Origin of the sequence: Geomonas sp. RF6 (genome assembly GCF_021044625.1) — a bacterium.
GTDB lineage: Bacteria > Desulfobacterota > Desulfuromonadia > Geobacterales > Geobacteraceae > RF6.
In genome coordinates this window covers 2,156,878-2,177,775 of record NZ_CP087999.1, presented here as the reverse complement: position 1 = coordinate 2,177,775, position 20,898 = coordinate 2,156,878, and the positions used below count along the sequence as shown (strand labels likewise).

Genomic DNA, 20,898 nt, shown 5'->3' with positions numbered 1-20,898 from the left:
CGGGGTGTACGACTTCCCGGACCGTCCATTTCTACCACAATCCTTTTCTGTTGCGCACCAAAATCAAAGCCTGTATTTTGACTGCCATGCAAAAATCGTTTTCCCAACAGGCGGTACAGCAGTTGCGTGCCGCCATCAGCGAGGCCGAGGGGAACGAAGTCTTCTTCCTCGGCCGCACCGACGAGCAGTGCCTGGTAGTCGAGGTAGAACCGCTGGCCCGCGGCAACCGCGACGCCGTCCCCGCCATCATGATCGCCGCCTCCTTCGGCGATGTCGTCATCCACAACCACCCCTCCGGGAACCTCACACCTTCTGACGCCGACGTGGAGATCGCCTCCATCATGGGAAACCAGGGGGTGGGCTTCTACATCGTGGACAACCTTGCGGAGCGGGTCAGGCAGGTCGTCAACCCTTTCCAGCGCAAGAGGGTCGAGCGTCTCTCCTATCCGGAGATCGAGCGCTTCTACGCCCCTGACGGCGTCCTCGCGCAGAATCTCCCAGGCTACGAGCAGCGCCCGGAGCAGGTAAGGATGGCGCTTGCCCTCTCCGAGGCCTTCAATGACGACAAGGTCGCCATCGTCGAGGCCGGGACCGGCACCGGAAAGTCACTCGCCTACCTCCTTCCTGCAGCACTCTGGGCGGTGAGGAACAAGGAGAGGGTGGTGGTTTCCACCAACACCATCAATCTGCAGGAGCAGCTGATACGGAAGGATATCCCCTTCCTGCAGCAGCACGCCGAGATCAAGTTTCGCGCCGTCCTCGTGAAGGGGCGCGGAAACTACCTCTGCCTCAGAAAGCTGCACACCAATGCCGCCGACAGCACCCTTTTCAAGGATGACAACCAGCGGGAACTTGACGCAATCGCCGCGTGGAGCAAGCAGACCGAGGACGGCTGCCGCAGCGACCTGAGCTTTATCCCGAAAGACGAGATCTGGGAGGAACTCTGCTGCGAGGCGGACCAGTGCAGCAGGGTGAAGTGCTCCTATTACCCGCGCTGCTTCTTCTACAAGGCCAGACGCGAGGCGGCCGGCGCCGACGTGCTGGTGGTGAACCATGCGCTTCTTATGGCGGACCTTGCGGTGCGTCAGGAAACCGGTTACGACGCCACCGCCATCCTCCCCCCCTTTGCCCGGCTGGTATTCGACGAGGGGCACCACCTTGAGGACGTGGCGACGAACTTCCTCTCCAGCCAGGTCTCCAAACTCGGCCTTGCCAAGCTCATGGGGAAGCTGCAGCACCCGAGGAAGGCGCACCGCGGCGTCCTCCCCCAGCTCTCGACGCAGCTCTCCGCCGCCGTTCCGGAGGAGATGGACGACCTCTACCAGGAGATCGCCATGATCCTCGAGGGGCGGCTCATACCGAAGAGGGCCGCCGTCTCCGACGCGGCCGCCAAGGGTATGGACGGCATCGCGGAAGCCCTCATCAAGAAGCTGCAGAAGGAGAATCAGGAGCAAAAGCTCAGGGTGACTCCGTCGGTGTACCAGTCCCCCCTCTGGGTGGTCGTCGTGGAGAAAGTGCACGCCATGTGTGAGGAGCTCTCCGATTACACCGCCACCATGCAATCGTTCCTGAAGCAGTGCGAGAGGCTGCCGGACAAGGTCCTGGAGAAGCTCTCCGGTCCCCTCACCGATCTGCGGGGGGTGAAGGGGCGGCTCGAGGCGGTGGTGGAGGCGCTCCATTTCTTCATCTCGCGCGAAGAGGAGCACTGCCGCTGGTTCGAGCTCAAGAAGGGACCGGCCGTGAAGCTCTGCGCGTCCCCGCTGGAGGTTGCGGACTCCATAAAGAAGGCGATACTGGACCGGTTCAAGACGGTGGTGGTGACTTCCGCCACCCTGGCGGTGGGGGAGAAATTCGACTTCCTGAAGAAAAGAAGCGGCATCGACCTCCTGGTACGCGAACGGGTCACGGAGCTTCTGCTCCCGTCCCCCTTCGATTACGCGAACCAGGCCTTTGTCGGGGTCCCCTCCGACATGCCGGAGCCCAATTCGGGGAACTTCGAGACGCGGCTTTGCAACCACCTCCTCAGGGTCCTGCAGATCTCCCAGGGGCGCGCTTTCGTGCTCTTTACCTCCTATGATCTCCTGAGCCGGGTGTACAACAGGATCTCGGACCAGCTCCGGAGCGCCGGGCTCACCACCATGAGGCAGGGGGAGACGAACCGGCACATGCTCCTTTCCCGCTTCAGGACGTCGCACAACCCGGTCCTCTTCGGCACCGACTCCTTCTGGGAGGGGGTCGACGTGCAGGGGAAGGCGCTGGAACTCGTGGTGATAACGAGGCTCCCTTTCCGCGTCCCCACCGAGCCGATTCTGGAGGCGCGCAGCGAGCACATAAGCCACCTTGGCGGAGATCCCTTCATGGGGTACACGGTGCCGCAGGCGGTCATCAAGTTCAAGCAGGGGTTCGGCAGGCTGATCAGAAGCAAGGAAGACCGCGGCGGCGTCCTCATCCTGGACAGCAGGGTCCTCACCAAGAACTACGGGAAGATCTTCCTGACCGCGCTGCACGGCGTGCGGGTGGTGAAAGGTGAGGAAAAGGCTATCTGGACGGAGATGGAATCGTTTTTTGCGGAAGGGGCCAAAAAGGCCGGTGTAGCAGAATCGTAGGGCTCCGGCCCGAAAGGGGACTGGCTCCGAAGGTGCCTGTCCCCCTGCTCCTGGGCCCGTCGCCGAATACCGAGGCAAGGCAAATCCCCCCTGTCCCTGTCCCCCCTTCGCAAAGGTTCATCCGGCAATTCCGGGAATTCAGCCCGGTCGCTTCCGTTGACGTGAGGGGACACTAGTAGCGCCGCGCTGGAGCACAGGCTTCCCAGCCTGTACCGCGGCGCCAGCCGCGCGGTCTGTGGCGGCTGCGCCGCCATCGCAGGCAAGATGCCTACGCTCCAGCGTGGGGGCACCCGGATTCTTTGTAGCGCGTTCCCCAGAATTCCCGGATGAACCTTCGCAAAGGGGGGAACGCGTATTCTCGTGCATTGGGTTGGCGGGAAAGCACTCGGATTCGTTAGGACTCTAACTAGGAGGGAACTCCTCTTGCGACGGTCGCCACGCAGACGGATGCGGCCCTCGCACCCTTGAGCGCAGCCGCGCACGCCCTCACGGTGCTCCCGGTGGTCAACACGTCGTCTACCAGGAGCACCCGCTTTCCTTCCAGGCGCTCCGCATATCTCACCTCGAAAGCCCCGCGCACATTAACCTTCCGTTCCGCCGCCGGAAGGGAAGTCTGCGGCTCTGTCCAGCGCACCCGTCGCAGGTTCCCCACGCTTACCGGCACCTTCCACCTCTTTCCCACTTCTTCCGCTATCAATTGCGACTGGTTGTAACCACGCTGCCGAAGCCTCCTGCGGTGCAGCGGGACCGGAACGATGAGCTCCGGCCCGACCTGCGCCCTCAGCGGCTCCAGTGCGTGCACCATGAGAAGTCCCAGCGGAAGCGCAAGATGGACCTTCCCGTCGTACTTCAGCCTGTGAACCAGGTCGCGCACCGGCCCCTCGTAGAGTGTGGCCGAGCGGCAGGAGTCGAAGGGGGGCGCATGGAGGAGGCATGGACCGCAGAGGTGGCTGTCGTCGAGGGGGGATGTGAAGGGAATACCGCAGACAGGGCAGAAGCGCTCGGTGATGAAGGAGATTTTGCCGAGACAGTCGGCGCAGATGTGGAGGTCCCCTGCGTGCTGAATGAAGGCCTTGCACAGGTGACAAAGGGGGGGGAAGAGGATGTCCAGCAACGCGCGAAACGGCATGCGGATACCTCCAGAGTCCGAAGCGTCAGACGAAGAGGGCGCAGGTAACGGAACGGCAGTGCGCAAAGCTGTCGCGGGCGGCTCCACCGCCAGCGCCCAACGTTCCCTCCCCCCTTGCGGGGGAGGGTCAGGGTGGGGGGGAAGGCGCCACCGCTTCACCCCATGGCAGCTTCACCCACCCCCTGTCCCCCTCCCGTCAAGGGAGGGGGGACCTCAGGCATCGGCACGGAAAGGAATCACCCTTACAGCCCCATATCCTCATTCACCACCAGCACCCGGATGTCGGCGGCGCGGGGCTTGCGGTCTATGATGGTGGTGACGCGGCAGATACGCTGGGGGGAATCGCAGTCGGAGCAGAAGCCGGTGACGGCGCACGGCGTTGCCAGCTGCAGTCTCTTCGCATTGGCGGGCGCAGCATACTCCCTGATGCGCTTCAGCGCCTCGTCTGTGCCCCCTGCCACCAGCTTGTTTCTTCCGGCGACGATGATCACCTTCTTCGGGCCGAAAAACATTGCCGCGGCACGATTGCCGTGGCCATCGATGTTCACCAGCGTTCCGGAGAGGGTGAGGGCGTTCGTGCTGGTGAGAAAGAGATCACAGCTCGGCTCCCGATAGGTGATCTCCAGCCTCTCCTCGGGGGTCAGCCCCGGCGCACCGTGATTGAGGATTTCCTTTCCCATGCTTTTCAGCTTGTCCGTGAGCTTCAGGTCGGCAATCGAGAGGGACCCGCCGAATCCGACGCTGTGGGCGCCTTCCGCCTCGTTCACTATGTAGTGAAAGGCCTCCTCGCTGCTCCGGCAGTACACCGCGGTGAACCCGTTTTTGGTCAGGGCGTCGACCGCCTTCTGGCATTTCTGCCCGTGTGCCCAGTCGTTCAGTTCTTCAGTCTTGCTCATAGCTCTCCCTCTGCTGTTTCCTGTGACAGATGTAGGCCGGGATAAGCCGCAGGCGTTCCCGGCATTACTCGCGGCGGCCTAACCCCCTACTTCTTCCCCCACTGCGCCCGCTCATACGGCCACTCCTCCCCCATGTAGGAGACGAGACGCTGCATCCTCTCGCGGAAGGCGTGCAGGAATGCCTGCTGCTCCGGGGACCCTTTCTTTTCCCGCACGCTCGCGCACAGTTCCCGCCCAAGCTCGCGCGCCCGCGCAAAGAGGTTCTCTTCATCCGGAAAGGTCCGCGCGCCTGCGGCTGGCGAGCCGACCCCGCCGACGGAGAGGGCGCCGAGCATATTGACGAAGCGTTCCATGGCGTCGAGGACTTCTTCATCTTCACCGGAGCCGGACGATTCCACCAGCGCCGCGTACTTCCCTTCCAGCGACATGCAGTGGATCATGCCGCAGCACCGGTCCATGAACGCCTTCATCTGCGCGGTGACACTGAAGATGTAGTTGGGGCTCGCGAGTATGAAGCCGTCGCAGGCGAGGAGCTTCTCCTTCACCTCCTCGAAGCTGTCCTTCAGAAGGCAGGTCCCGGTCCTGTGGCAGTTGTCGCACGCAAGGCACGGCCTGATCTTTTCCTGCGCGAGGTTGACGACCTCGATTTCGGCACCCGCCTCCCGTGCGCCTGCGATGACCTCCTCGAGGAGCCTTCCGGTGTTCCCCTCCATCCCGCGGGGGCTTCCGTTTATGGCGATGATCTTCATGGGGCTCTCCTCTCTTGCGATGCCAGATCTCCCCAACCGACGTCGGGGCTACGACTCGATGATGCTCTTTCCGGTCATCTCCCGCGGCTGCGGCACCCCGAGGATGCCGAGCATGGTGGGTGCGATGTCGGCAAGAATACCATCCTTGCGCAGCTTTGCGTTCCTGTACGCCTCTCCCACCACCACAAAGGGGACTATGTCGCAGGTATGCGCCGTGTGGGGACCACCCTGCTCGTCCTGCATGATCTCCGCGTTGCCGTGGTCGGAGGTGATGAGCGTGGTGCCGCCAAGGGAGAGAACCTTCTCCACCAGCCGCCCCACGCACGAATCGACCGCCTCTACAGCCTTCACGGCCGCCTCCATGATGCCGGTGTGCCCCACCATGTCGGCATTGGCAAAGTTCAGCATGATGACGTCGTACTTGTCCTCGTCGAGCCTCTTCAGGAGTTCGTCGGTCACGAGGTACGCGCTCATCTCCGGCTTCAGGTCGTAGGTCGCCACTTCCTTCGGGGAAGGGACGAGGACACGATCCTCACCGGGGAAAGGTACTTCATTTCCGCCGTTGAAAAAGAAGGTCACGTGGGCGTACTTCTCCGTCTCGGCTATGCGCAGCTGGGTGAGGCCTGCGTTTCCCAGCACCTCGGCGAGGATGTTCTTCAGATCCTCCGAGGAAAAGGCGACGGGGAGGCCGAAGGTCTCGTCGTAGCTCGTCAGGCAGACGTACGAGGAAAGCTGCGGCCACGGCTTCCTGTCGAAGCCGGTGAAAGCGGGATCGGTAAAGGCGCGGGTGATCTCGCGGGCCCGGTCGGAGCGGAAGTTGAAGAAGATGAAGCCGTCGCCGTCGCACAGGCGCCCCACCGGCACGCCGTTTTTGAGTATCACGCTCGGCTCCACGAACTCGTCGGTGGCGCCTGCCTGGTAGCTCGCGGCGATCGCCTCCGCCGAGCTCGCGTAGGCGTTCCCTTCTCCCTTCACGATCGCGGCGTACGCCCGTTCCACCCTTTCCCACCGGTTGTCGCGGTCCATGGCGTAGTAGCGGCCGATGACGGTGGCGATCGTTCCGGCCCCGATGCGCTTTATCTCCTCCTCGAGCCGGTTCAGGTACTCCGCCCCGCTTTGCGGCGGCGTGTCGCGCCCGTCCATGAGGCAGTGCACGAAGATGTCGCGCACCCCCTGACGCTTGGCGAGCTCGATGAGGGCGTAGAGATGCGTCTCGTGGGAGTGTACGCCGCCGTCGGACAAGAGCCCGGAAAGGTGCAGCCGCCCGCTCCCTTTTTTCACCTTCTCCATGCACTCCAGAAGGACCGGATTCTCGAAGAAGTCGCCGTCCTCGATCGACTTGCTGATCCGGGTGAGATCCTGGTACACCACGCGCCCCGCGCCGATGTTCATGTGCCCGACCTCGGAGTTCCCCATCTGCCCGCGCGGGAGCCCGACGGAGAGGCCGGATCCTTCGATCTGCGTGTACGGGTAGTCGGCACAAAGCCGCGTCATGTTCGGAGTCGCCGCCTTGGCAACCGCGTTGTGCTCCTCGCTCGGGTTTATCCCCCAGCCGTCCAGGATCATTAAGAGAAGAGGTTTCTTGGGCATGGTTTTCTCCGGGTGATAATGAAAAAGGTGAAGAGAGGACTTCACCTTTTGTGTTGATGGCTATTTATCGGGCTTCTGAACCGGCCGCTCTCGAAAAGTCCAGAGAGCGGTCAGTGGTGGTACGGTTCGCCGTTCATGATGGTGAACCCGCGGTAGAGCTGCTCCAGCAAAAAGACCCGCGCCATCTGGTGCGTCAGGGTCATCTTCGAGAGGGATACCGTCTTGTACGCCTGGCTGCGAAAGGAATCGGTGAAGCCGTAGGCGCCGCCGATGGCGAAGACGAGGTCGCCGATCCCCTGCTCCCTGCTCCTCTCCAGGAAGGAGGCGAGGTCGGGTGAGGAGAGGGAATCGCCCCGCTCGTCCAGGAGCACCAGCTTTCCCCCCTTGGGGATCAGCTTTGAGAGCCTCTCGCACTCCCGCTCCCGCATGGCGGGCGCCGCCGCCCCCTTCTCATCCCGTGCCTCGAGGAGCTCGAGAGGCATGTAGCGCCGGATCCTCCCGGCGTACTCCTCGATACCTGCCCTGACCCATGCTTCCTGGGTCTTTCCGACCCACAGGACCTTCAGCTTCACGTCTTACTCTTTCTCCCAGAGGTACTCTTCCGGGACCTCGACCCGCGGGGCACGCTGCCACAGCTCGTCGAGATTGTAGATGGCGCGCACCTCCTCCTGGAAAACGTGGACGATGATGTCGCCGTAATCGATCACCACCCAGCGCCCTTCGTCGAAGCCCTCCATGTCGATGGGGCGGTCGATAGGCTTCAGCCCCATCTTCACGCTGTCTGCGATCGCCTGCACCTGCTTGTCGGAGCGGCCGCTGGCAAAGACGAGATAGTCGGCGATGCTGGAGATCTTTTCTATCTGGAGGATTTTTACGTTCAGCGCCTTCTTGTCCAGTGCGAAGTAGGCACATTTCAGGGCGCGCTCTCTTGCCGCCATGATTTCCTTATCTGACATCGATGTATAACCTCTGTTCCTGTATGTAGCGCTCGACTGCCTCAGGCACGAGATACCTGATCGAGCGGCCGCTTTTGACAAGCGATCTGATTTGACTGGACGAGATGTCCAAAAGCACCCCGTCGACCGCCAGGAGGCGGAAGCCGGAGGCGTGAGTGAGTGTGTCGGGGGTGTCGACGTGGGTGAACTGATCCGCTATCGCCGTCGGCAACCCCGTGGCAAGGCTCTCGAAAGTGGAGCCGGGGCGCTGCACCGCCACGATGTTGCAGCAGGCAAAGATTTCGCTGTACCTGTACCAGGTGGCGATCTCCGCAAAGGAGTCGCCACCGATGATGAAGAAGAATTCGTCGTCCGGGAAGTCCTGGCGCAGCTGCCGCAGCGTATCGATGCTGTAGGAGCGCCCCCCCCTTTCCTGCTCCATGGCCGAGGCGGTGAAGTGCGGGTTGTCCTGGATCGCCAGCCGCACCATCTCGAAGCGGTCCGCGTAGGAGAGCTCCCCGATCTGCGGCTTGTGCGGCGGTGTCGCGGCCGGGATGAACATGATCCGGTCCAGGCCGAGGCGGTCGCGCGACTCCTCGGCGATCCTCAGGTGCGCCATGTGGATCGGGTTGAACGTCCCGCCGAGGATGCCGACTCTCATCGCGCCGCCCCTGTCAGCGCCCCCCGCTTCATCAGGGGCGCACCTGCCCTTCGCCGTACACGATGAACTTCGTGGTGGTCAGGTCCTCGAGCCCCATGGGGCCGAAGGAGTGGAGCTTCGTCGTGGAGATGCCGATCTCCGCCCCGAGTCCGAGCTGGTTGCCGTCGGAGAAGCGGGTGGAGGCGTTCACCATCACCACCCCGGAGTTCACCTGCCGCACGAACTGCTGCGCGTTGGCGTAGTTCCCGGTGATGATCGACTCGGTGTGCAGGGAGCCGTAGCGGTTGATGTGATCGATCGCCGCGTCCATGTCGTCCACCACCCGCGCGGCGAGGATCAGGTCGAGGTACTCCGCGTACCAGTCCTCTTCCTTCGCCTTTTTCGCCTCCGGCGCGAACTGCCTGAAGGTGGCGTCGCCGCGCAGCTCCACCTTCATGGCTGCGAGGGTCTCGTAGATGAAGGGGACGAAGGTCTCGGCGACGTCCTTGTGGATGAGGAGGGTCTCCAGCGCGTTGCACACCCCCGGCCTCTGGGTCTTTGCGTTGACGATGATCTTTCTGGCCATCTCGAAATCGGCGCTCGCATCGACGAAGATGTGGCAGACCCCCTTGTAGTGCTTGATGACCGGTATCTTGGAGTTCTCCACCACGAAGCGGATCAGGCTCTCGCCGCCGCGCGGGATGATCACGTCGATGAATTCCTCCTGCTTGAGCATCTCGGTGACCCCTTCACGCTCCACGAACGGCACGATGGAGAGCGCCGCAGCGGGAATCCCCTTCTTCTCGAGCTCCGCAGAGAGGACCGAAGCCACCGCCATATTGGAGTGAAACGCCTCCGACCCCCCCCTGAGGACGACGGCGTTGCCGCTCTTCAGGCAGAGCGCCGCGGCGTCGGAAGTGACGTTCGGGCGGGACTCGTAGATGATGCCGATCACCCCGAGCGGGATGCGCATCTTCCCCACCATGAGGTCGTTCGGCCTCTTCCACATCTTCGTGACCTCGCCGACGGGGTCCGGGAGTGCGGCGACCTCGCGCACGGCGGCGGCCATCCCCTCGACGCGCGCGGCGTCGAGCATGAGGCGGTCGAGCATGGCGCTCGAGAGCCCCTTTTTCTCTCCCGCTTCGAGGTCCTTGCGGTTCTCCTCGATGATGGTCCCGGCGTTATCCACCAGCGCCTGCGCCATGGCGAGGAGGAGTTCGTTTTTCGCCACCGAAGAGAGCCGCGCCATGGCAAAGGACGCCCTGCGTGCCTCGGAAGCTATACTCTTTATCTTTTCAGCAACACTCATTACTTCCCTCCAAATGTGAAACCGCTACACCAGCAGCACCAGGTTATCCCGATGGATGACATCGTCCCCGTAGCGGAAGCCGAGGATCTGCTCGATCTCCGAACTCTTCGCGCCGCGGATCTTTTCTATCTCCTGGCTGGAATAGTCCACAATGCCGCGGGCGAATTCGACGCCGTCGGGAGCCCTCAGTCTCACGCAGGCGCCACGGTGAAAACGCCCCTCCACACCGGATATGCCGGATGGCAGGAGGCTCTTCCCTTTTCGCGCCACGAACTCGGCGGCGCCGGCATCGACGATAAGGGAGCCGGCCGGGCGCAGCGTGAAGGCTATCCAGTGCTTGCGGCGGTTCAGGCACTCTCCGCACGGCAGGAAGAGGGTGCCGACCTCCTCGCCCTGCATGGCGCGCAGCACGTTTCCGCTCTTCTTGCCGTTGAAGATGATGGCGGCGACGCCGGACTTCACCACCTTCTTGGCGGCGGCGACCTTCGTGGCCATCCCCCCGGTCCCGACACTCGTACCGGTACCACCTGCGCACCGCTCCAGGTCGCGGGTGATGGAGGCGACTTCGTGGATGAGGAGGGCATCGGGGTTCTTGCGGGGATCGGCTGTGTAGAGCCCGTCGGTATCGGTAAGTATCAGGAGGAGCTGCGCCTCTACCAGGTTTGTCACCAGGGCGGACAGGTTGTCGTTGTCGCCGAACTTGATCTCCTCCACCGCCACGGTATCGTTTTCATTGATTATGGGGACGATGCCGTTGGCGAGAAGGGTATCGAGAGTGGCGCGGGCGTTCTGGAAGCGGAGCCGGTTGGCGAGGTCGTCGCGGGTCAGGAGGATCTGCGCCACCATAAGCCCGAACGCCGAGAATGCTTCCTCGTACGCGCGCATGAGCCTCGACTGCCCCACCGCTGCCGCAGCCTGCTTCTGGGGTATGGTCTTCGGGCGCTCGGTGAGCCCCATCGCCTGTCGCCCGGCGGCAACGGCGCCGGAGGAGACGATGACCACCTCGAGCCCCTTCTGGCGCAGCTTCGAAACGTCGGCGGCGAGCCCCGCCAGGAAGGAGGGATCGACGCCGTTTTCCTCATTGGTGAGGACGCCGCTCCCTATTTTCACCACGATCCGTTTAGCTTTTCTGAGTAAGTCCTTCCGCATTGCCTCATTATGAACATCATGATAGTTTTTTAAAACGTTTGATCGTATCACGTTTGGCTTTACTTGGCAAATCCTTGATAGGAAGGGAGTCTTAATGGATTGACAAAAAAATGGCGGGACCTTAGACTACCGGAAATTTTCGAGGTGACGTTTTGCTGAACAAAAAGGTGTGGAAGAAGCGCCTATACACAATCCTTTCGCTCGACAGCCACCCCGGTCACATCGCCGCCGGGTTCGCCGTCGGCGTCTTCATCAGTTTCACCCCTTTCTTCGGACTGCACACCCCCATCGCCATTGCCGCTGCATTTCTGCTCAGGTTGAACAAGGTGACCTGCATCACCGGCGCGTGGGTCAACACGCCACTCACCATGGTGCCGGTTTTGGGGCTCAGTTACAAGCTCGGAAAGATGCTGCGCGGCGGGCCCGTCCAGGAACTGCAGTTCCAGGGACTCGAGTGGCGTTACCTGGAAAAGCACGCGTCATCGCTTTTGATCGGCTCCTCCATCTTAGGCTTTTTGGCCGCCGTCATCGCCTACTTCGCCTGCTACTACCTTGTCGTCCGCTTCCGCGCAAAGGATGCGCTCCTAGCCGAAAGGGTAAAGGAGATGGAGCAGGTGGGAGAGGAACTGGAGTAGTCAGCGCGGCCGGCGCGACAAAGGCAAATCCCCCCTGTCCCCCTTCGCAAAGGGGGGAACGTTAGGCCTTCAGCAGTGCTTCGTGGCAATGTACCCACGCTCCCCCGGAATTCCCGGATGAATCTTTGCGAAGGGGGGGACGCGAGTTGTCGTGCAGTGCTGAGTGGCAATACTCCACGCTTCACGGAATGAACAAAAAAAGGCGCCGGAGGAGCTGATCGTCTCGCTCTTCCGGCACCTTTTTATTCTTTGTGCAGCGGCTCTATCTGCCCAGATAGGGAGAGAGAACGGTGTAGGTCAGGAAGGCGACGATCGCCGAGGCCGGAATGGTAATTACCCAGGCGCAGACGATGCGATAGGCGACGGCCCAGTTCACCGCAGACATCCTCTTGGAGAGTCCGACTCCCAGGATTGAGGAGGTGATCACGTGAGTGGTACTGGTCGGAAGTCCCATCGCGGCCGCGCCGAGGATGACGCCGGCAGAGGCCGTCTCGACGCAGAAGCCGTGCACCGGCTGGAGCTTCACGAAGTCGTGCCCCACCGTCTTGATGATCCTCCACCCGCCAGCAGCCGTTCCGAGCGCCATGGCGATGGCGCAGGCGATCTTCACCCAGGTCGGCACGTCAAAGGTGGTGATGGTGCCGTAGCTGACCAGTGCCATGGTGATGACCCCCATAGACTTCTGCGCATCGGCGGTGCCGTGGGAGAAGGCCATGACGGCGGCCGAAAGCACCTGCAGCTTCCGGAACCCCTTGTTCAGACCGTACGGCGCGCTGTTCCGGAAGATCCACATCATGATGACCATGAAGAGGAAGCCGAAGAAGGCACCGACCAGCGGGGAGACGATGAGGACCGTGATGATCTTCTTCAGCCCCGCCCAGTGCAGCGCCTTAACCCCCGCATGGGCGATGACCGATCCCACCAGTCCGCCTATGATGGCGTGCGACGACGAGGAAGGAAGCCCGTAGTACCAGGTGATGAGGTTCCAGACGATGGCGCCGATGACACCGGCGAGGACCACCATCTGCGTCACGGTGGAGGCGTCGACGATCCCCTTCCCGATGGTGGCGGCCACCTTCGTGGAAATCATGGCACCGACGAAATTGAGCCCTGCCGCCATGATTATGGCGCTGCGCACCGAAAGAGCGCGGGTGGATACGCAAGTTGCAATAGCATTTGCAGTATCGTGGAAGCCGTTTATGTAGTCGAATGCCAGCGCTGCCACGATCACTGCGATCATCAGGACGAGCGTCGACTCAGGCATTTTTTACCACCACGCTTTCCAGGATGTTGGCGGCGTCCTCGCACTTGTCCGTCGCCGTCTCCAGCGTCTCGTAGATTTCCTTCCACTTGATGAGCTGGATCGGGTCTTTCTCCTCGTGGAAGAGACGGCTGATCGCCTCGCGGCAGACGCGGTCCGCCTCGTTCTCCAGTGCGTTCACCTCGATGCAGTAGGCGCTGATCGGCTCCAGCTTCCCGCCGAGGACCGCCACGGTCTTGTCGATGGTCTGGCACCCTTTGAGGATGAGGAACCCGAGCTCTCGCGATTCCGGCGTGGTGCGCTCCACGTTGTACATGACGAGCCTGGTTGCCGAGGCGTCGATCAGGTCGAGGACGTCATCGAGGGCGGAGGAAAGAGCGTAGATATCCTCGCGGTCAAAGGGGGTGATGAAACTCTTGTTAAGCTTCTTGATGATCTCGTGGGTGATGGTGTCACCCTTGTGTTCGATTTCCTTGATCTTCCGCTGGCTGGCCACCGGATCACTGAAGTTGTCGAGCATCTCCTTGAGGAGCTCCGCCCCGACGACGATGTTGTGCGACATCTCCCGGAACATGGCAAAAAATTTCTCGTCCTTCGGAATCATCCCAAACATGCTGTTTTCCCTCCGATTTATGGGGCACGGACCCCTGCTTCCTGCAAACCGATGGAATGTAGCACAATTGTCGCGGAGTATACCAGTAGTAATTCAGCAATGAGTGTAGACACAATTTATCCTCATTGTTTCGGCTTGCTTTTGCCCAAGCCTTACCTTATCGTGAAGGGATTGACCGCCACCCCTGAAGCCGCGAGCAGAAGGGTCCGGCGCCAGGGGTGCAGGGGATACAGAAAGTATAGGCGTTGCAGTAAAAGCCGCAAAGGAGGAGCAGGTGACGGGACTCGAGGCGATCATACTTGGCATTGTTGAAGGGCTGAGCGAATTTCTGCCCATCTCCTCGACGGGGCACCTCATCCTCGCCTCCACTCTCATGAAGATCACGCAGACCGACTTTCACAAGGTCTTTGAGGTCACCATCCAGCTTGGGGCGATGCTGGCGGTCCTCTATCTGTACCGCAAGCAGCTCGTCACCCGCTCCGGTCTCTACCTGAAGCTTGCTGTCGCCTTCCTTCCCACCGGGATCTTCGGTTTCACCCTGTACAAATTCGTGAAGTCGATGTTCCAGCCCTCCGTGGTGAGCTACATGCTCATAGCGGGCGGGATCGCCTTCCTGGTCGTGGAGTGGTACCTGAGGGACCACCGCCCCGACGTCCCCAACATCGAGGCGCTGACCTACAAGCAGGCATTTCTGATCGGGCTGGTGCAGAGCCTCTCCATGGTCCCGGGGGTCTCCCGCTCCGGGGCGACCATTCTCGGCGGGCTCTTTGTGGGGATGGACCGGAAGAATGCGGCCGAGTTCTCCTTTCTTCTGGCACTTCCCACCATGTTTGCGGCCACGAGCTACGACATCTACAAGAACATCGCCGTCTTCCACAAGGCGGAGTGGGACACCATCGCCATCGGCTTCGCAACCTCCTTCATCTTCGGGGTCATCAGCATAAAGTGGCTGGTCAAGTTCATCTCCCACCACACCTTCGTGCCGTTCGGCATCTACCGCATCATCGCCGGAGTCCTTTTCCTGCTGCTGGTCCCGTGACCTCGCCGCACCCCCATTCCCCCTGCTACCCCTGGATGAGAGTCCAGCTACAAGAGGTGCAACGCGCCTTGCGTGGGGTAATATGTAGCTTTGGCCATCACTCGTGCGGGAGGAGCTTGCGGAGGGAGCGCTATGAGCGGCGGAATCAAGAACTGGCCCGAGTCGGAGAAACCGCGGGAAAAGATGATGCAGCACGGGGCAGATGTCCTCTCGGAGGCGGAACTCCTCGCCCTCATCATCGGCACAGGGGACTCGGCGACCGGCAGGAGCGCGCTCGACCTCGGACGCGATCTGCTGGAGCGATTCCGTTCCCTGCGTGAGCTTGCCGAGGCGAGCTGCAGAGAGCTCTGCACCGTGAAGGGGATGGGCCCGGCGAAGTCCACCAGCGTGAAGGCTGCGCTCCAGCTCGCCAAGAGGTTCAAGGACAAGCCGCTGGAGAGCTTCGAAAGGTTCACGGGCGCGCAGCAGGTCTTCGAGCACATGCACCACCAGTTCAGGGACCGCAAGAAGGAGTACTTCCTGGCGCTTCTCCTTGACGGCAAGAACCGGATCATCAGGAGGGTGCAGATCTCGGTCGGATCCCTGAACCAGAGCATCGTCCATCCGCGCGAGGTCTTCAACGTGGCGGTGCGGGAGTCGGCAGCAGCGATGATCCTCATGCACAACCACCCGACCGGCGACCCGACCCCCAGCCGCGAGGATCAGGAAATCACCCGCAGGTTGTGCGAAGCCGGAGATCTCATGGGTATCAAGGTCATCGACCACATCATCATCGGGGACGGTGAAAAGGCATACTACAGCTTCACCGAAAATGGCGCCATGTAGGCGCATGTGCGTCCCGGACGCAGAGGAGGGTTCTACCGTGAAAACAGCTTTGCTCCTGATCGACATCCAGAACGACTACTTTCCCGGCGGCAGGATGGAGCTTTCCGGCGCCGAAGAGGCCGGAGCGCGCGCCGGTGAAGCGCTGGCGCACTTTCGCAGCCAGCGGCTTCCTGTGGTTCACATCCAGCATATCTCCAACCGCCCCGGCGCCACCTTCTTCCTTCCCGACACCGACGGAGCCGGCATCCACAGTTGCGTTGCACCCCTTCCGGGGGAAGCGGTGCTGCAGAAGCACTTCCCGAACAGCTTTCGTGAGACCGCCCTCCTCGAGCACCTGCGCCAGCTCGGAGTCGAGCGCCTTGCCATCGCGGGGATGATGACCTCCATGTGTGTCGACGCCACCGCCAGGGCGGCGTTCGATCTCGGCTTCAAGAACGTCCTCCTGCACGACGCGATGGCGACTCGCGACCTCCTCTTCGGAGGGAGAGTCGTTCCCGCAGCCGATGTGCATGGTGCATTCCTGGCAGCGCTCGGCAGTGTGTACGGCGAACTGAAGGCGGTTGCGGAGTTTTTGGAGAAGTGAGAGGCGCCACTGTCTTGTGAAAATGGCGGATCAGGGAGGAGACACTGATGGCAAAAGGGTATCAGGCGACGAAGGAGCGGCAGGAGAGCATCGGCTTTCTCGGGAAAAACCTGGGGAAACGGGCGGGATTCAAATGCGAGTGGTGCGAAGGGAAGGAGGATCTGAAGCCCTGGGATTACCGTCCCGCGAGGGAGCCCGCGCTGGAGAACCTTGCCCTCCTCTGCGGCAACTGCCGTGAGCTGGCCGACGGCAGGAAGGGGTCGGTAGAGGAGCTGCGCCCGATCCGCAATGCCTTGTGGAGCGATGTCCCTGCGGTAGCGGAAGGCGCCGCACGCGTGCTGGCCCAGTGCAAGGAGGGATGGGTGCGCGAGGCGATAGAGGACAGCTTTATCGATGACGGCGTGAAGGCGGAAATCCTGAAGAGGTAAGGCAAAAGAGCGGGGAGGTGCCACAATTCCAGCAGGTGGCAGCTTCACCCACCCCCTGTCCCCCTCCCGTCGAGGGAGGGGGTACTTGAAGCAAAAGATTCGCTGGATATGCTCGGCCCCTGTCAAAACCCCTTCGTCTGCCTGAATGACTCCATTGCCTGCTGATACACCTCCCTGACATCCTCCGGCCAGAGCGAGAGCTCCGCCGACAGCTCCTGACACTCCTTCTCCTCCACCCCATGCTGGACCAAAAGATCCGCCAGCTGCACGACCCCGACCACCCTATCAATCTTCCCCGCATACCTGCAGTCGTGGTGGTGCAGGATGACGTCGCCGATGGAGTCCGGGTAGTGCCACTTCCGCGCTATCAGCGCACCGATCTCTCCATGCATCTCCGCCACCAGCTCCTCGAAAACCGGATCGTCGATCAGTGCTGCGGGGGCCAGGCTGAAGATCACCGTCTTCCCCAGATCATGCATGAGACCGCCGAGAAATGCTTCCTCCGGGTCGAGCCTTGCGCCCCGGGCGAGCCCGCTCGCCACAAAGGCGGTCTTTATGGCGTCATCCAGCACACCCTGCAGCTTCGCCTGCGGCGCGCCCGGCACCGACAGCGCGTTCATCTTGAAGGCGATGGCGATATTGAGGATCGAGCGCATACCCATGCGGGCCAGCGCGAGATGGATGGAGTCGATCCGCTCCCCCGCAGCATACAGGGGAGAATTGGCCACTTTCAGCACGCGGGATACCAGCACCTGATCGGTCATGATGGTGCGCACCATGTCGTTGAAGGTGGACTTCTCGTCCTCCACCACAGCGAGCAGGTGCATGATCATGTCCGGAAGGGCCGGGAGGTGAAAATCGCCTTTTCGTATCCTCTCCTTGATCTTTTCCAGCGACTTGCGCCTCTCATGGCGCTCCCGCTCGCGCTGCTCGAGCCGCTGGATGGAGGCAACATCGAGGTCTGCCTGGAGGCGTATCGGCCCTTCGACGACGGCATCGGGAACTGGATCGGTAACAGAGAAGAAGCCGGAGCGGTACTTGAAGACCTCCATGAGGATGAGGTCGGCAAGTTCAAAGAAAGCTGCGTGCAAAAGCCGGCACGACACGGCCCCGCTCTCGATGAGGTATTCGGTGAAGCGTTTCCCCGCTTTCCGGCTCTCCTCCAGCGCCGTTGCCGACTGCGACTCGGAGAGGAGCCCCGAACGCACCAGGAACTCACCGAAACGCAGCCCCTTCTTCTCCGAAGAGGCGAAGAAAATCTTGCCGCGGTCGAGGTAGAGGGAAGTCCCCACCCCTTCATTTATGATGCTGACGGTGCACGACTTCCGCTTCAGGTCTATATACTGAAGAAGATCGGGAACCGACATGTAGGCAATGTCGCCTTCGAGCACATCTTTCATATGCACCTCTAAAAGAACGTCTGTCATTGGCACGCCGGGAAGCGACGCCGCAGAGACGGATACTGCTGGCCCCTCTACTGTTCGGCAGAAAGTGCTACGGAATAAAGTTTTTGATGGGGTTGGGGGGTGCTGGTGGCACTTTTTCCCCTGCAGCCTGCGGAGGAGAGGGGGCATCATGAAGTTTGACGAATTCCTGCGGCACGCCGCTCAGCTGGAGGGGCTCGTCTGGCGCAAGTACAGGCGACCTCCTGCACGGCGCGCAGTGGAAGCCCGCATGGAAGTGCTCGGATGAAGGGGTTCGAGAACTATCTCGAATACCTGCGGCACCACCCGGCCGAAATGGCGGGGCTCGCCGATCTCATGCACATCACAATGACCCGTTTTTTCCGCGACGGCGACTGCTGGCGCACCCTCGCCGACACCTGGCTCCCTGCTCTTATCGCAGAGAAAGGAAAGGGGAGCGTCGTGCGCGCGTGGAGCGCCGGTTGCTGCGGCGGCGAGGAGCCGTACACATTGGCGATGATCTGGTTGGACAAGATGAGCAGCGAAGGTGGCATCGAAATAACGGCAAGCGACATCGACGAGGCGAGCCTGTCGAGGGCGAAGGAGGGGTGCTACGAGAAGGGGTCGCTGCGTGAAGTTCCGCCCGAGTATCTCGACCGCTTTTTCACAAAGCAGAAGACCCGCTTCTGCGTCAAAAAAGATGTCACCTCCCTCGTCAGATTTGAGAGGCGCAACATCATGACGGATCCGGGCCCTACCTCCATCGATCTCGTCTTCTGCCGCTACCTCGTCTTCACCTACTATCGCGGCGAGCGGCTACGCGCTGCAGCGCAGAGGCTCTCCACTGCTCTGCGGCCGGGGGGGCTGCTGATGATCGGGAAAAAGGAAGAATTGGCGGAGGAGGCTTTGGAGTACTTCTGCCCGGTGCCCGGGGAGCGGTTCCTGTTCCGCAAGCGGTGAAGTGAAGGCGGGGAGAAGAAGAGGGAGGAAAAAAAAGCGCCGTGGCGAAAGGAGGATAACCGCCACGGCGCAAAAGGTTTCTACTACTTAATGCGGCCTGTATCCCTTCATTCAATCGCCGTGCCAAGTCGAGCAAAATCACTGCAGCAGGCTAAGCACCTGAAAAGACAGCGGGACCGTGTTCGGAAGAGGTCCCGCCGCCGCCCGCCGCCGTCAGACATTGCACAGCACGACGTGCAATTCCTGCAAAACCAGCCACTTAAGCCTTGCCAGCGCCAGGTCATTTTGCTGACACAGCTGTCTTAATCTTGGCACCACGACCTTGTCCGACTTGTCCGACTTGTCCGACTTGTCCGACTTGTCCGACTTGTCCGACTTGTCCGACTTGTCCGACTTGTCCGACTGGTCCGACTGGTCCGACTGGTCCGACTGGTTGGACTGGTTGGACTGTGCGCCGGTGTCTGGAAGAAAAAAAAGCCGGCGCAGGAAATATCTCCCGCGCCGGCTTCTGCTTCCTAACTGTTTGTGCCTCTACTGAATCACTGCGGCAGGGTCGGCCACTCGAGGCCGGCCATGTCCTGAACCAGGCGTACAACCTGGCAGCTGTAGCCGAATTCGTTGTCGTACCAGACGTAGAGCACGCAGCGGTTCCCTTCCACGATGGTGGCGAGGGAGTCGACGATGCAGGCGTGGCGCGACCCGACATAGTCGCTGGAGACGACGTCGGGGGAGTTCGTGTAGTCCACCTGGTTCTGCAGCGGGGAGTCGAGCGAGATGCTGCGCAGGTAGCTGTTCAGCGTCGCCTTGTCGGTCGCCTTGTCCAACTCCAGGTTGAGGATCGCCAGCGACACGTTCGGGGTCGGGACGCGAATCGCATTGCCGCTGAGCTTCCCGGCAAGTTCCGGGAGAACCTTCGCGACGGCCTTGGCGGCACCGGTCTCGGTGATGACCATGTTGAGCGGGGCGCTGCGCCCGCGGCGATCGGCCTTGTGGTAGTTGTCGATGAGGTTCTGGTCGTTGGTGTAGGAGTGGCAGGTCTCCACATGCCCGCTCACCACGCCGAAACGGTCGTGCAGCGCCTTCAGCACCGGCACGATGGCGTTGGTGGTGCAGCTTGCCGCGGAGTAGATCTTTTCCTCAGGCTGGACCAGGTTGTTGTTGATCCCCGCCACGATGTTGGGGATGTCCCCCTTCCCCGGAGCGGTGAGGAGTACCTGGGAAACGCCGTTGGCTTTCAGATGCCTGCTGAGCCCTTCCCTGTCGCGCCACTTGCCGGTATTGTCAACGACGATGGCGTTGCGGATGCCGTACTGGGTGTAGTCGACGGTCTCCGGGGAATCGGAGTAGATGATGCGGATCATGTTGCCGTTGGCGATGATCGCGTTTTCTTCCTCGTCGATGGTGATGATGCCGTTGAAGGGGCCGTGCACGGAGTCGCGGCGCAGAAGGCTCGCCCTCTTCAGCAGGTCGTCCTCACTCCCCTTGCGCACCACCGCGGCGCGCAGACGCAGTTTCTCCCCGCTGCCCGCCTTCTCGATGAGGATGCGCGCGAGCAGGCGGCCGATGCGGCCAAAACCGTAAAGAACCACGTCCTGCGGCTCGTCGAGGATCGCCTGGCGGCCGGTGTTCACCGTCGCAAGCTCCTGCTTCACGAACTCCTCAACGGCAACTTTCCCTTCGTGCTCCAGGTAACGCACGGTGAGACGGCCAAGGTCGATACGGGCGGGTGCAAGATCGAGGGAGCAGATTGCTTCCAGCAGGGGGAAGGTTTCCACTACCGACAGTTCATCGTCGAGGATCATGCGAGCAAAACGGTGTGCCTTTAGAATGTCTATGGTGGTCGCGTTTACCAGGGACCGGCCGTACACCGACATCATGACGTTCTTGTCACGGTAGAGTTGACCGATCATCGGCAGCATCTGCTCTGCCAATTCTTCCTGGCGATGCCACTCCCTCAGATAGACATGCTGCTTCTCGTTGTTCATCTGTAGATTCCTTTCCCTCTGTTACTGCCTCTTGGCAAGCCAGTTTACTTACTACAACTTTTCCCTCTCGTAAACAATAAAGACGAGCCGGAGCACATCTTTAGCATTTTTTCGCTCGTCACACACGTCCGTAAACGAGCTCCTTCTCTTTCATCGACCAGGG

General features: G+C 61.4%; 20 protein-coding genes. 7 read left to right on the top strand and 13 right to left on the bottom strand.

The features are described from left to right. Positions 1–86: 86 nt before the first annotated feature. Positions 87–2,606: a helicase C-terminal domain-containing protein gene (locus tag LPW11_RS09410; protein WP_230997866.1), complete on the top strand. Its 2,520-nt coding sequence runs from the start codon at positions 87–89 to the stop codon at positions 2,604–2,606. Between the two features lie 406 nt (positions 2,607–3,012). Here the strand turns inward: LPW11_RS09410 and LPW11_RS09405 are convergent, their stop codons facing one another. The 9 genes from LPW11_RS09405 to proB form a co-directional block, all read right to left on the bottom strand. Then, a complete protein-coding gene (locus tag LPW11_RS09405; RefSeq protein WP_230997865.1) occupies positions 3,013–3,735 on the bottom strand; it encodes a ComF family protein in 723 nt (240 codons plus the stop codon). 242 nt (positions 3,736–3,977) lie between these two features. Next, positions 3,978–4,631: a lactate utilization protein gene (locus LPW11_RS09400; RefSeq protein WP_230997864.1), complete on the bottom strand. Its 654-nt coding sequence runs from the start codon at positions 4,629–4,631 to the stop codon at positions 3,978–3,980. Positions 4,632–4,717: 86 nt separating this feature from the next. After that, positions 4,718–5,380 carry a flavodoxin family protein gene (locus LPW11_RS09395; protein ID WP_230997863.1) on the bottom strand — a complete coding sequence of 221 codons (663 nt, stop codon included), beginning with the start codon at positions 5,378–5,380 and terminating at the stop codon, positions 4,718–4,720. A 48-nt stretch (positions 5,381–5,428) separates the two neighbouring features. Then, positions 5,429–6,970, bottom strand: a complete 1,542-nt coding sequence (gpmI, locus tag LPW11_RS09390) for a 2,3-bisphosphoglycerate-independent phosphoglycerate mutase (protein WP_230997862.1) — start codon at positions 6,968–6,970, stop codon at positions 5,429–5,431. Positions 6,971–7,080: 110 nt separating this feature from the next. After that, complete coding sequence (locus tag LPW11_RS09385; RefSeq protein WP_230997861.1) at positions 7,081–7,542, bottom strand: 23S rRNA (pseudouridine(1915)-N(3))-methyltransferase RlmH; 462 nt, start codon at positions 7,540–7,542, stop codon at positions 7,081–7,083. 3 nt (positions 7,543–7,545) lie between these two features. Beyond that, positions 7,546–7,926 carry a ribosome silencing factor gene (gene rsfS / locus LPW11_RS09380; RefSeq protein ID WP_230997860.1) on the bottom strand — a complete coding sequence of 127 codons (381 nt, stop codon included), beginning with the start codon at positions 7,924–7,926 and terminating at the stop codon, positions 7,546–7,548. Further along, entirely contained in the window at positions 7,916–8,566 is a 651-nt protein-coding gene (nadD, locus tag LPW11_RS09375) for a nicotinate-nucleotide adenylyltransferase (protein WP_230997859.1), read from the bottom strand. The genes rsfS and nadD overlap by 11 nt, the downstream gene beginning before the upstream one ends. A 31-nt stretch (positions 8,567–8,597) precedes the next feature. Continuing rightward, complete coding sequence (locus LPW11_RS09370) at positions 8,598–9,854, bottom strand: glutamate-5-semialdehyde dehydrogenase (protein WP_230997858.1); 1,257 nt, start codon at positions 9,852–9,854, stop codon at positions 8,598–8,600. Between the two features lie 24 nt (positions 9,855–9,878). Continuing rightward, a complete protein-coding gene (gene proB / locus LPW11_RS09365) occupies positions 9,879–11,003 on the bottom strand; it encodes a glutamate 5-kinase (RefSeq protein ID WP_230997857.1) in 1,125 nt (374 codons plus the stop codon). A 152-nt stretch (positions 11,004–11,155) separates the two neighbouring features. Between proB and LPW11_RS09360 the strand changes: the two genes are divergently transcribed. Next, on the top strand, positions 11,156–11,638 hold the full coding sequence (locus LPW11_RS09360) for a DUF2062 domain-containing protein (RefSeq protein ID WP_230997856.1): 483 nt from the start codon (positions 11,156–11,158) through the stop codon (positions 11,636–11,638). Positions 11,639–11,900: 262 nt separating this feature from the next. On the opposite strand, the gene LPW11_RS09355 is transcribed toward LPW11_RS09360, so the two are convergent. Both LPW11_RS09355 and LPW11_RS09350 read right to left on the bottom strand, forming a co-directional pair. After that, positions 11,901–12,902 carry an inorganic phosphate transporter gene (locus LPW11_RS09355; RefSeq protein ID WP_230997855.1) on the bottom strand — a complete coding sequence of 334 codons (1,002 nt, stop codon included), beginning with the start codon at positions 12,900–12,902 and terminating at the stop codon, positions 11,901–11,903. Further along, entirely contained in the window at positions 12,895–13,512 is a 618-nt protein-coding gene (locus LPW11_RS09350; protein ID WP_230997854.1) for a DUF47 domain-containing protein, read from the bottom strand. Before LPW11_RS09350 ends, LPW11_RS09355 begins: the two co-directional genes overlap by 8 nt. Before the next feature lie 274 nt (positions 13,513–13,786). Between LPW11_RS09350 and LPW11_RS09345 the strand changes: the two genes are divergently transcribed. The 4 genes from LPW11_RS09345 (at position 13,787) to LPW11_RS09330 (ending at position 16,387) form a co-directional block, all read left to right on the top strand. Beyond that, positions 13,787–14,551 carry an undecaprenyl-diphosphate phosphatase gene (locus tag LPW11_RS09345; RefSeq protein WP_230997853.1) on the top strand — a complete coding sequence of 255 codons (765 nt, stop codon included), beginning with the start codon at positions 13,787–13,789 and terminating at the stop codon, positions 14,549–14,551. Positions 14,552–14,683: 132 nt separating this feature from the next. Then, positions 14,684–15,376 carry a RadC family protein gene (radC, locus tag LPW11_RS09340; protein ID WP_230997852.1) on the top strand — a complete coding sequence of 231 codons (693 nt, stop codon included), beginning with the start codon at positions 14,684–14,686 and terminating at the stop codon, positions 15,374–15,376. A 37-nt stretch (positions 15,377–15,413) separates the two neighbouring features. Then, the gene (locus LPW11_RS09335; protein WP_230997851.1) at positions 15,414–15,959 is read left to right on the top strand and encodes a cysteine hydrolase family protein; all 546 of its coding nucleotides are present in this window, start codon (positions 15,414–15,416) and stop codon (positions 15,957–15,959) included. 47 nt (positions 15,960–16,006) lie between these two features. Further along, positions 16,007–16,387: a hypothetical protein gene (locus tag LPW11_RS09330; RefSeq protein WP_230997850.1), complete on the top strand. Its 381-nt coding sequence runs from the start codon at positions 16,007–16,009 to the stop codon at positions 16,385–16,387. Between the two features lie 122 nt (positions 16,388–16,509). Here LPW11_RS09330 and LPW11_RS09325 read toward each other — a convergent pair whose 3' ends face one another. Next, complete coding sequence (locus tag LPW11_RS09325; RefSeq protein ID WP_230997849.1) at positions 16,510–17,787, bottom strand: HDOD domain-containing protein; 1,278 nt, start codon at positions 17,785–17,787, stop codon at positions 16,510–16,512. Positions 17,788–18,075: 288 nt separating this feature from the next. Between LPW11_RS09325 and LPW11_RS09320 the strand changes: the two genes are divergently transcribed. Beyond that, positions 18,076–18,750, top strand: coding sequence for a CheR family methyltransferase (locus LPW11_RS09320; protein WP_230997848.1), 675 nt, complete (start codon positions 18,076–18,078; stop codon positions 18,748–18,750). A gap of 539 nt (positions 18,751–19,289) precedes the next feature. Here LPW11_RS09320 and LPW11_RS09315 read toward each other — a convergent pair. Next, on the bottom strand, positions 19,290–20,735 hold the full coding sequence (locus LPW11_RS09315; RefSeq protein WP_230997847.1) for a glyceraldehyde-3-phosphate dehydrogenase: 1,446 nt from the start codon (positions 20,733–20,735) through the stop codon (positions 19,290–19,292). Between the last annotated feature and the right edge of the window lie 163 nt (positions 20,736–20,898).

Excerpts from the sequence above, each read along its gene's own strand:
- LPW11_RS09410 (WP_230997866.1), top strand. The coding sequence starts at position 87 with ATGCAAAAATCGTTTTCCCAACAGGCGGTACAGCAGTTGCGTGCCGCC.
- LPW11_RS09405 (WP_230997865.1), bottom strand. The coding sequence starts at position 3,735 with ATGCCGTTTCGCGCGTTGCTGGACATCCTCTTCCCCCCCCTTTGTCAC.
- LPW11_RS09400 (WP_230997864.1), bottom strand. The coding sequence starts at position 4,631 with ATGAGCAAGACTGAAGAACTGAACGACTGGGCACACGGGCAGAAATGC.
- LPW11_RS09395 (WP_230997863.1), bottom strand. The coding sequence starts at position 5,380 with ATGAAGATCATCGCCATAAACGGAAGCCCCCGCGGGATGGAGGGGAAC.
- gpmI (WP_230997862.1), bottom strand. The coding sequence starts at position 6,970 with ATGCCCAAGAAACCTCTTCTCTTAATGATCCTGGACGGCTGGGGGATA.
- rsfS (WP_230997860.1), bottom strand. The coding sequence starts at position 7,926 with ATGTCAGATAAGGAAATCATGGCGGCAAGAGAGCGCGCCCTGAAATGT.
- nadD (WP_230997859.1), bottom strand. The coding sequence starts at position 8,566 with ATGAGAGTCGGCATCCTCGGCGGGACGTTCAACCCGATCCACATGGCG.
- LPW11_RS09370 (WP_230997858.1), bottom strand. The coding sequence starts at position 9,854 with ATGAGTGTTGCTGAAAAGATAAAGAGTATAGCTTCCGAGGCACGCAGG.
- proB (WP_230997857.1), bottom strand. The coding sequence starts at position 11,003 with ATGCGGAAGGACTTACTCAGAAAAGCTAAACGGATCGTGGTGAAAATA.
- LPW11_RS09355 (WP_230997855.1), bottom strand. The coding sequence starts at position 12,902 with ATGCCTGAGTCGACGCTCGTCCTGATGATCGCAGTGATCGTGGCAGCG.
- LPW11_RS09350 (WP_230997854.1), bottom strand. The coding sequence starts at position 13,512 with ATGTTTGGGATGATTCCGAAGGACGAGAAATTTTTTGCCATGTTCCGG.
- radC (WP_230997852.1), top strand. The coding sequence starts at position 14,684 with ATGAGCGGCGGAATCAAGAACTGGCCCGAGTCGGAGAAACCGCGGGAA.
- LPW11_RS09330 (WP_230997850.1), top strand. The coding sequence starts at position 16,007 with ATGGCAAAAGGGTATCAGGCGACGAAGGAGCGGCAGGAGAGCATCGGC.
- LPW11_RS09325 (WP_230997849.1), bottom strand. The coding sequence starts at position 17,787 with ATGAAAGATGTGCTCGAAGGCGACATTGCCTACATGTCGGTTCCCGAT.
- LPW11_RS09320 (WP_230997848.1), top strand. The coding sequence starts at position 18,076 with ATGAAGGGGTTCGAGAACTATCTCGAATACCTGCGGCACCACCCGGCC.
- LPW11_RS09315 (WP_230997847.1), bottom strand. The coding sequence starts at position 20,735 with ATGAACAACGAGAAGCAGCATGTCTATCTGAGGGAGTGGCATCGCCAG.